We start from the raw sequence: 9208 nt of genomic DNA on the forward strand, positions 1-9208 counted from the left end.
GCTTGGCGGTATTTTTTTTATGAACGAACTTGTATCTCTATGAATCGATAACTCGTAAACATGAACAGTGATTTATGGCATCTGCATGTGAAATTGTTTCGATATGTCTTTTTCCATTTAGGTTTCCAAATTTTGCATCCACATATCGGGTAAATCGTATACAATAGTAGTACAATAGTCCTTTTCCATAGACAATCAGGATGGAAGGAACGGCGTAAAAAGGAGAGTAGAACTATGGCTATTATTGAAGTTGTAAAATACGAAGGGCCGCCGGATGTGTTTGCATGGCGTTATCCGAATCAGGAGTTAGGGACTTGGACCCAGCTCATTGTTCATGAGACACAGGAGGCAATCCTGTATAAGGGCGGTCAGGCCCTGGACTCCTTCTCAGCGGGGCGGCATACGCTGAGTACAGCGAATATACCGATTTTATCCAATGTGATCAATCTTCCATTCGGTGGGAAGTCTCCCTTTACGGCAGAAGTCTGGTTTGTGAATAAACTTCGTTCACTGGACGTGAAATGGGGGACCAACTCGCCGATCCAGCTGCAAGATCCGAAATACAATATTATCGTATCGGTCCGGGCTTTTGGCCAATTCGGCGTACAGATCAGCGATCCGCGAAAGTTTCTGGCGACCATGGTCGGTACGCTGCAAACTTTTGACCAGGGCACCCTGATTAAATATTATCGCGGCGTACTGATGTCCAATATTACGGAAATCATATCCTCCTATATCGTTCGCAAAAAAATCAGCGTTGTGGAGATCAATGCTTACATAGCGGAAATATCGAAGCATATCATGGAAGCGATTGCGCCTTCATTTGAAGAGATAGGGATCACTCTGCTGAATTTCTATGTAGATTCCATCAACATACCGGAGAATGACCCTGCAGCTGTTCGAATCAAGGAGGCGCTAGCGAAGAAAGCGGAGATGGACATCATCGGATATACCTATCATCAGGAAAGAACCTTTAATACGCTTGAGGGGGCAGCGAAGAATCCCGGCAGCCCGGCAGCGGTCATGGGGACCGGGCTGGGCATGGGGCTTGGGATGGTCGGCCCGATGTACGAGACCGCCCGGCATATGTTTGAGAGTTCAAAGGAACTAGAGAAGGATGATATGCCAATCAACCAGAAGGCATGTACCAAGTGCGGAACACGGAACGGGGAAGAAGCCCGATTCTGTTCGGGATGCGGCCAATCGCTTCAGGCGCAAGCCGAGCAAGAGCCAGCGAAAACTGTCCGGTGCAACGATTGCGGGCAGCCTCTACCTCCGAATGCCAAGTTTTGTCTTCACTGCGGAGACCCTTACCATGCATGCCCTAAGTGTGGTCATGACCATCCTGCCGGTGCTGTTGAATGTCCGGAGTGCGGTGCACCGCTGCCTATGCCTTGTCGGGCATGCGGTGAATTGGTGGATGCGGAAGCCAAGTTTTGCCCGCACTGCGGGTCGAGCCATGAACTTACATGTCCTGGGTGTCATCATGAGATCAAACCGGGCCAGAAGTTCTGCATGGAGTGCGGTCATAAATTGATGTGAAGTGAAAGCGGGGGAATAGAGTGAACACAAGGACCACAAGTCGAAACAGATTATGGCTGGCTGCCGTAGCGCTTCCGGTCGTAACCATCCTTCTGTTCGGATTGATCAGTGGGATCGTTCAGCTGAATGCTTGGATATCGGGCATAGCCCTCGGATGCGCCGAGGCGGCCATTCTCGTATTTATCGGTTTTGTCATGCACCAGCGCAAAGCGGCTTCGTCAGGAGCACCCTTTCATATTGCTTCAGGCGTTATTATAGGGATCTATACAATCTCCGTCTTGCTGGAGGTTATTCTGCTGGGATATTTATTTAAGCTGCCTGAATCTTCGTATTTGATGATTCATCTGATAACCTTCCTGGGGTTTTCGGTTGTTCTGGGACTGATAGCTTTGGCGGGAAAATATGCAGGAGCTCATGAACGGAAGGAAAGTGATCATCTTTCGGTTAAGAAAGAGACGGTGGCTTGGATCGGGGGAATCCGGAGAAAACTAAGGGAGATGCCAGGAGAAAACATTCATTTGTTAGACCGGCAGATGGCCGAGCTTGAGGAAACGCTTCGGTATAGCGATCCAATCACACACACCTCATTATATGAAGTGGAGCATATGATCCAGCAAAAAATCGCGATGTTGGAGGACCAAGTGGCGCTGATCGGGGAGACACAAGCGGAACAACGTGATGAGCTGGTAGAGCAAACCGTTCACATCATCCGCGATATCCTTAGAACGGTACAGGATCGCAACACGGAACTTCTGAAAGCAAAAGCGGGATCAACCTAATGCAGATGATAGAGGGGATAGAAAATGGAAGTTTCTGATCTCAAGCGCTTTAAACAGAAATTCACGACAGTGGATTATTCTATTATTGCGGTGGCGGTTCTGTTTTTTCCGCTGGCCATTGTGCTGACAGCTGTTCGGGTCCTTGTCACCCATCGCCATAATCACTGTAAGGGACGAAACAATCGGCTCTTCGGGTGGGTTTTGGTCATCACCTATGGAATCTTTGAATTGCTTATGATTCTGGCGACTATTGATGATAAAGATGTTGATGGCCTCTATTCGGCTTCCATCGTTTGGGGCGTTATTATACTGGTTCCAGCTATCATCATGCTGTTGATTGCCAAAAAAGAAGACAAGAAATTCAACAGTTTGCTGCAATTTTATTCGAATGCCATTATGAAAAGAGGGCTCGTCCAGATTGAATATATCGCTCGTGAGGCAAGACAAACGCCGGCACATGCCGTCCGGGATATCACGTTCATGTTTGAACGGCGTATGCTGCCTAACGGAAAGCTCGACAATGGAGTCGTCATCATCCCGTCCTTGCAGAGGAGAACCCAATCCCCATTCCAAGGGGAATTTGTTTCGCGCAGCGGACAGAGAATGCAGTATTCACTGGGAGAAGTTGCGGCTGAACCAGCGCCATTAACCCGAAACGAAGCGACTCCCGATCCAGGACCGAAGTCTGTGGAATGCCCGGGCTGCGGGGCAAGGTCGGTCGTAACGCATCTGGAGAAAAAAGAATGTGAGTATTGCGGCACGATCATTGTTGCTTAGATTTTACGCGGAGCGTTTGATCTCAAATCTTAAACATGGTTGTTTCATCGGCAGTTTCCGCATACCGGAGACTGCTTTTTCTTACGCATCATTTACAATTTTGACGTGAATATCGATGTGTTCCGAATCGAATTGCGATATAGTATAGGCTATAGAGTTGACATAAGAAATATCGGGATATCTAAAAAAACTGGACACTTATGTATTGCCCTTACTTGGTATATCCAGTATAATGTCCACTATACGAATACAGTAGTCTTTGAGGAGAGGACGTTTGTGAAGGAACGCTACTATTTGGTCCGGGAAGACATCCTTCCCGAGGCTGTGGTTAAGACGATGCAAGTGAAAAAATTGCTGGCGTCTGGAGACGTTAGGACGGTCCATGAAGCCGTTGAGCAAGTTGGGCTTAGCCGAAGCGCTTTTTATAAGTACAAGGATGGAATCCATCCTATCAATCAACTGGAACGAGATGAAATCGTAACGATTTCTATCGATATGGAACATCGCTCCGGGATGCTATCCGAAGTGCTGGGGCTGGTAGCGGGTGAAGGCGGGAATGTATTAACCATTCATCAGAGCATTCCACTGCAGGGTATCGCCAATGTCGTGATTTCCGTCGAAGTATCCCGGCTTAATGAGGAGCTGGATGATCTGCTCGACGGATTGAGACGAATAACCGGAGTAAGAAAAGTGCAGATGATAGGCCAGGGTTAAGTTATGACGAATAAATAGATATCTATGCGATGGGATACAGGAGGTATGTATTAATGAAACCGGTCAAAGTAGGACTTTTGGGATTAGGAACCGTAGGAACAGGGGTTGTCCGCATCGTTGAGGGGCATCAGGAGGATTTGAGCAGCCAGGTCGGTTCGCCGATTACGATAGAACGCATCGCTGTCAAACATTTGGAGAAGTACCGCAGTATCAATGTGGACCAGAATAAACTTACGGAAGATCCATGGGCGGTCATCCGCGATCCTGAGATTGATGTCATCGTTGAAGTGATGGGCGGGATTGAGCAGACGAAAACCTATATCCTCGAAGCGCTTGAGCGCGGCAAGCATATCGTTACCGCGAATAAGGATCTGATGGCTCTCCATGGTGCCGAAATATTAGCCAAGGCACAAGAGAAGCAGTGCGACGTGTTCTACGAGGCAAGCGTTGCTGGCGGTATTCCTATTATCCGCACGTTGATTGAAGGCTTCTCCTCGGATCGAATCATGAAAATCATGGGGATCGTGAACGGTACAACCAACTTCATTTTGACCAAGATGAGCCAAGAAGGGGCATCGTATGAGGATGTCCTGGCTGAAGCTCAGGAGCTCGGTTATGCAGAAGCCGATCCGACCTCCGATGTGGAAGGCTTGGACGCGGCCCGCAAAATGGCGATACTCGGGACACTCGGCTTCCGCACGAACGTTGAGCTCCAGGATGTAACCGTTAAGGGAATCTCGCAAGTGACCAAAGAAGATATCGCCTATGCGAAGCGTTTGGGCTACGAGATGAAGCTTCTGGGTATAGCGGAGCGTCAGGACGATGAGTTCAGCATCACTGTTCAGCCTACGATGGTTCGAAAAGGACATCCTATCGCGGCCGTGAATGGGGTATTTAACGCGGTTTATGTATACGGAGAAGCTGTAGGTGAAACGATGTTTTACGGAGCCGGCGCCGGCGAGATGCCAACCGCTACATCCGTTGTTGCAGACTTGGTTGCGGTCATCAAGAATCTGAAGCTCGGCGTCAACGGGCTCAAAGCCATCGTTCCTTACAAACCGAAGAAACTCAAAACCGATGAGCAGATCATGTACAAGAACTTCATTTTGCTTCATGTCGACGATAAAGCAGGTGTACTTGCCCAAATTACGCAGGTGTTCGCCGAATATAACGTCAGCCTGGAATCGGTTGTTCAGCAGCCGAACGAGCATAATCCGGACGCAGAGATTATTATCGTCACGCACAATGCGAGCAAAGCCAATATGGATGAAGTGTTGAATCATTTTGAAGGCCTGGAAGTCATCCGCCGGATTAAAAGTGTTTACCGTGTTGAAGGATAAGGGATTAGAACTCATTAAATACCCGATATAATTTTTTCATAAGAAAAGGAGAACATGAGAGATGCCGTATGAAGGATTGCTTCAAACCTACAGAGAATATTTGCCGGTGAATGAGCGTACTCCGCTTCTAACGCTTAAGGAAGGGAACACACCCTTGATCAAAGCCGTGAATCTATCCGAAGAGCTCGGAATTGATCTGCATTTCAAATTTGAAGGGCTTAATCCAACGGGTTCATTTAAAGACCGTGGAATGGTAATGGCCGTAGCAAAAGCAATGGAAGAGGGAAGCCGCACTATTATGTGCGCTTCCACGGGTAATACGTCTGCAGCAGCTGCTGCTTATGCCGCTCGTGGCGGATTAAATTGTATCGTTATCATTCCGAACAATAATATTGCGCTGGGCAAGCTCGCCCAGGCAATGATCTACGGAGCGAAGGTTATTGCGATTGAGGGCAATTTTGACCGCGCGCTGGAAATCGTGCGCGAGATTACGGCGAAGCATCCGATTGCGCTTGTGAACTCCGTGAATCCTTATCGAATCGAAGGCCAGAAGACGGCTGCATTCGAAGTCGTAGACCAGTTAGGGAAAGCTCCGGACGTGCTGGCGATTCCGGTCGGCAATGCGGGGAACATCTCCGCTTACTGGAAAGGATTTAAAGAGTACCACGCGGCGGGCAAATCATCTTCACTACCGAAAATGCTAGGATTTGAAGCGGAAGGTGCTATGGCGATCGTGAAGGGAGAGCCTATTGCGAATCCGGAAACGGTAGCGACTGCCATCCGTATCGGGAACCCGGCCAGCTGGAAAACCGCGGTTGCCGCCGCAGAGGAATCCGGTGGACAGATTAACTACGTAACGGATGAAGAAATTTTGGAAGCATACCGCAAAATTGCATCGCGTGAGGGCATTTTTGCCGAGCCAGGATCGGCTGCCTCCATCGCAGGCGTTTATAAAATGAAGCGAGAAGGATATTTTAAAGGTGGAGAGTCCGTTGTCTGTGTGCTGACAGGGCATGGGCTCAAGGATCCGAATATCGCCATTTCTACCGTGAACGCCGAACCGCTCGTCGTATCGGATACGGAATCAGCCGTAATGGATGCTATTGCTAAGCTTGAAGGAGCTGCACGGGTATGAGTTTGTCTCAAGGTGTCCGGGTGAAGGTTCCGGCCAGTACGGCTAATTTGGGACCTGGATTCGATACACTCGGCATGGCATTGTCTTTATATTCCTGGATCGAGATGAAGGCGTCGGAGCGGACCGTATTCCATCTTCATGGTGATGAGATGGGAGGTCTGCCGACGGATAAGAGCAACCTGATCTACAAGGTGGCTCAGATGGTTTTTGAAGAAGCGGGACAGGCTGTTCCTGATCTGGAGATTTCCATGTACTCCGAAATTCCGCTTACCCGCGGTCTTGGCAGCAGTGCATCGGCGATTGTAGGGGCGCTGGCGGCTGCCAATGCGCTGATCGGTTCGCCGCTGCCCGATTCCAAGCTTTTTGACATGGCGACGGGTCTTGAGAAGCACCCGGATAATGTAGGGGCTTCTTTATTTGGAGGGATTATTACGGCGGTATGGGACGGAGCCCATGCGGATTATATACGAATTGAACCTCCAGCAGACCTCGTAACGCTCGTGGTTATTCCCGATTTCGAGTTGGCTACATCCAAAGCAAGGGAAGCGCTGCCCGCCCAGGTCAGTTTAGCGGATGCTGTATATAATATTAGTCGATCCTCCTTGATGACCGCGGCTCTTTCGGCAGGCAGACTGGACTTGATTCGGGCTGCAATGCAAGATCGGATTCACCAACCCTATCGGGTGCCGCTTGTGCCAGGGATGACTAAGATTTTGACCGAAGCGACAAGCCACGGAGCGCTCGGTGTTGCGCTAAGCGGAGCGGGCCCGACGATGATTGCGTTGGTGGATCGGAACGATTCACGGGTAGAAGAATTGAGCGCGTATTTAATGGAGACGATGAAGGCAGAAGGAATCTCGTCTTCGTGCTACCAATTGAATCCAGTTGCGGAAGGCGTCCAGCTCTTGGATGATATAAACAATAGATCCTTTTTGGATATGATTAGAGGGGAAGTTACCGCATGAAAAAAATAGCCTTGTTGCCCTCAGGATCGGTATCTCATGAAGCGATACTTTATCTCCTTAACGGTGAGCCGGTGGAGTTTGTCCACCATAAACTGATCTCTGATGTATTTATGTCTACAGTAGAAGGACAAAGCGATTACAGCGTGATCCCGATTGAGAATACCATCGAAGGCTCCGTGAGCCTTCATATGGATTGGTTGGTCAATGAGGTGGATCTGCCGATGCAGGTAGAGTGGGTCTATCCTTCCATTCAAAACCTGATCGGAAATGCTGCCGAGTTCCGTTCAAATGACGGTACGATGGATTACAGTAAAATCACAAAAATTTGGTCCCACCAAGTAGCAACGGCCCAGTGCCGTCAGTTCCTCGCGAAGGCCGCACCACAGGCTGAGTTGGAGCAAGTAGGCAGCACGTCTGAAGGGGTTAAGATCGTAAAGGAAAATCCCGGCCAGGGATGGGCGGCGATCGGCACTTCACTTGGGGCAGCCACTCACGGATTAAACCTGCTTGCCGAGCGTATTACCGACCATGATAACAATTACACCCGGTTTGTCTTGATCGGACGCGAGCCGATTTCAGTCAACCGTTCGCCGGAGCATATCAAGACCAGCATTCTCGTGACCCTCCCAGAGGATGTGCCGGGAGCGCTGCATCAGGTGCTTTCTGCTTTTGCTTGGCGGCGCCTGAACCTGTCGCGGATCGAATCCCGTCCGACGAAGAAGAAACTCGGTAATTACTATTTTTATATCGATGTCATGGCCGCAGCGGATTCCGTTCTATTGCTCGCCGCCATGGGAGAGATTGAAGCGCTGGGATGTTTGGTTCGTGTGCTGGGTACTTATCCGGGCTATGCGTACGAGAGTGAGAAAATGGAGGTTAAGTAAATGTCAGAGCAATGGATCTATCTGGATGGAGAATTCGTCACAAAAGAGAATGCAAAAGTATCCGTTTTTGATCATGGATTTTTGTACGGAGACGGCATATTCGAAGGCATTCGGATATATAACGGCAACATCTTTAAGTGCAAGGAACACTTGGATCGGCTGTACGATTCCGCCAAGTCCATCGATTTAGTCATCCCACTGGCATATGATGAGCTGCTGGAGGCTACGGCCGAAACGATTCGGCGCAACGATATGCGAAACGGGTACATCCGTATCGTAGTATCCCGAGGTGCAGGCAATCTGGGTCTGGATCCGCGTCGCTGCCCTAAACCAACGGTGTTGATCATTGTGGAACAGCTGGCGATCTACTCTGAAGAAGCCTATCTGAACGGTTTGAAGGCCGTATCAGTAGCCCAGCGCCGTAACATTCCGGATGCGCTCAATCCGAAAATCAAGTCTCTGAACTATTTGAACAATATTCTTGTGAAGATACAATCCAACTTTGCGGGAGCGGATGAAGCAATCATGATGAACGCACAAGGATATGTGACGGAAGGCTCCGGGGACAATATTTTTATCGTGAAAAACGGCGTGGTCACCACGCCACCGTGCTACCTTGGTGCGCTTGAAGGCATTACACGTCAGGCGATTATTGATTTGTGCGATAAACTCGGCATTAAATTGAAGGAAGAGCCTTTCAGCATGCATGACGTATATATTGCAGACGAGGTATTTTTTACAGGAACCGCCGCCGAGGTCATCGCCGCTCGCGAAATTGACGGACGGATGATCGGAAAAGGGCAGGCTGGTCCAATTACGCTTCAATTGCTCGAGGAATTCCGCAAAATTGTGGATCAAGACGGTTATAAAGTGTGGGAATCCTAACGTTTTTGGACAGCTAAATAAACGACTTAAACAATCCTTTCATGTCGATGAAAGGATTTTTTTTGCCCAGAGGGATGTCAATCGCCTATTCCGTGCATAGGATGTAGTAACGAAAGCGGGCGAATTACATGACGCCTAGAAGAGTGTAGGAGGTTTTAGCGGCGTGAAGATACACATCGTCAAGGAA

Annotated in this window: 10 protein-coding genes (1 of these 10 only partly in view); all 10 read left to right on the forward strand. The window is 49.1% G+C overall.

Annotation, left to right across the window (positions count from 1 at the left end; genetic code table 11):
* The first annotated feature begins 234 nt into the window (after window positions 1-234).
* A complete protein-coding gene (locus tag MHH48_RS08435) occupies window positions 235-1542 on the forward strand; it encodes an SPFH domain-containing protein (RefSeq protein ID WP_076323138.1) in 1308 nt (435 codons plus the stop codon).
* 20 nt (window positions 1543-1562) lie between these two features.
* Window positions 1563-2321, forward strand: coding sequence for a FlxA-like family protein (locus tag MHH48_RS08440; protein ID WP_076323139.1), 759 nt, complete (start codon window positions 1563-1565; stop codon window positions 2319-2321).
* A 24-nt stretch (window positions 2322-2345) separates the two neighbouring features.
* Window positions 2346-3098, forward strand: a complete 753-nt coding sequence (locus MHH48_RS08445; protein ID WP_076323140.1) for a hypothetical protein — start codon at window positions 2346-2348, stop codon at window positions 3096-3098.
* A gap of 276 nt (window positions 3099-3374) precedes the next feature.
* The gene (locus MHH48_RS08450) at window positions 3375-3812 is read left to right on the forward strand and encodes an ACT domain-containing protein (RefSeq protein WP_076323141.1); all 438 of its coding nucleotides are present in this window, start codon (window positions 3375-3377) and stop codon (window positions 3810-3812) included.
* A gap of 53 nt (window positions 3813-3865) precedes the next feature.
* Window positions 3866-5152 (forward strand): homoserine dehydrogenase, encoded by a 1287-nt coding sequence (locus MHH48_RS08455; protein ID WP_076323142.1) that lies wholly within the window; start codon window positions 3866-3868, stop codon window positions 5150-5152.
* Between the two features lie 61 nt (window positions 5153-5213).
* On the forward strand, window positions 5214-6287 hold the full coding sequence (gene thrC / locus MHH48_RS08460; protein ID WP_076323143.1) for a threonine synthase: 1074 nt from the start codon (window positions 5214-5216) through the stop codon (window positions 6285-6287).
* Window positions 6284-7252, forward strand: coding sequence for a homoserine kinase (gene thrB, locus MHH48_RS08465; protein ID WP_076323144.1), 969 nt, complete (start codon window positions 6284-6286; stop codon window positions 7250-7252). The genes thrC and thrB overlap by 4 nt, the downstream gene beginning before the upstream one ends.
* Complete coding sequence (pheA, locus tag MHH48_RS08470) at window positions 7249-8136, forward strand: prephenate dehydratase (RefSeq protein WP_076323145.1); 888 nt, start codon at window positions 7249-7251, stop codon at window positions 8134-8136. The genes thrB and pheA overlap by 4 nt, the downstream gene beginning before the upstream one ends.
* Window positions 8137-9021, forward strand: a complete 885-nt coding sequence (gene ilvE / locus MHH48_RS08475) for a branched-chain-amino-acid transaminase (protein ID WP_076323146.1) — start codon at window positions 8137-8139, stop codon at window positions 9019-9021.
* Window positions 9022-9184: 163 nt separating this feature from the next.
* A protein-coding gene (locus MHH48_RS08480) for a LysM peptidoglycan-binding domain-containing protein (RefSeq protein ID WP_076323147.1) crosses the window boundary here: on the forward strand, window positions 9185-9208 show its 5' end (the start). 1674 nt of this gene lie beyond the right edge of the window; only the first 24 of its 1698 coding nucleotides appear in the window; its start codon is at window positions 9185-9187; its stop codon lies beyond the right edge, outside the window.

Origin of the sequence: Paenibacillus sp. FSL F4-0100 (assembly GCF_037993005.1) — a bacterium.
In the GTDB taxonomy this organism is placed as follows: domain Bacteria; phylum Bacillota; class Bacilli; order Paenibacillales; family Paenibacillaceae; genus Paenibacillus_AQ.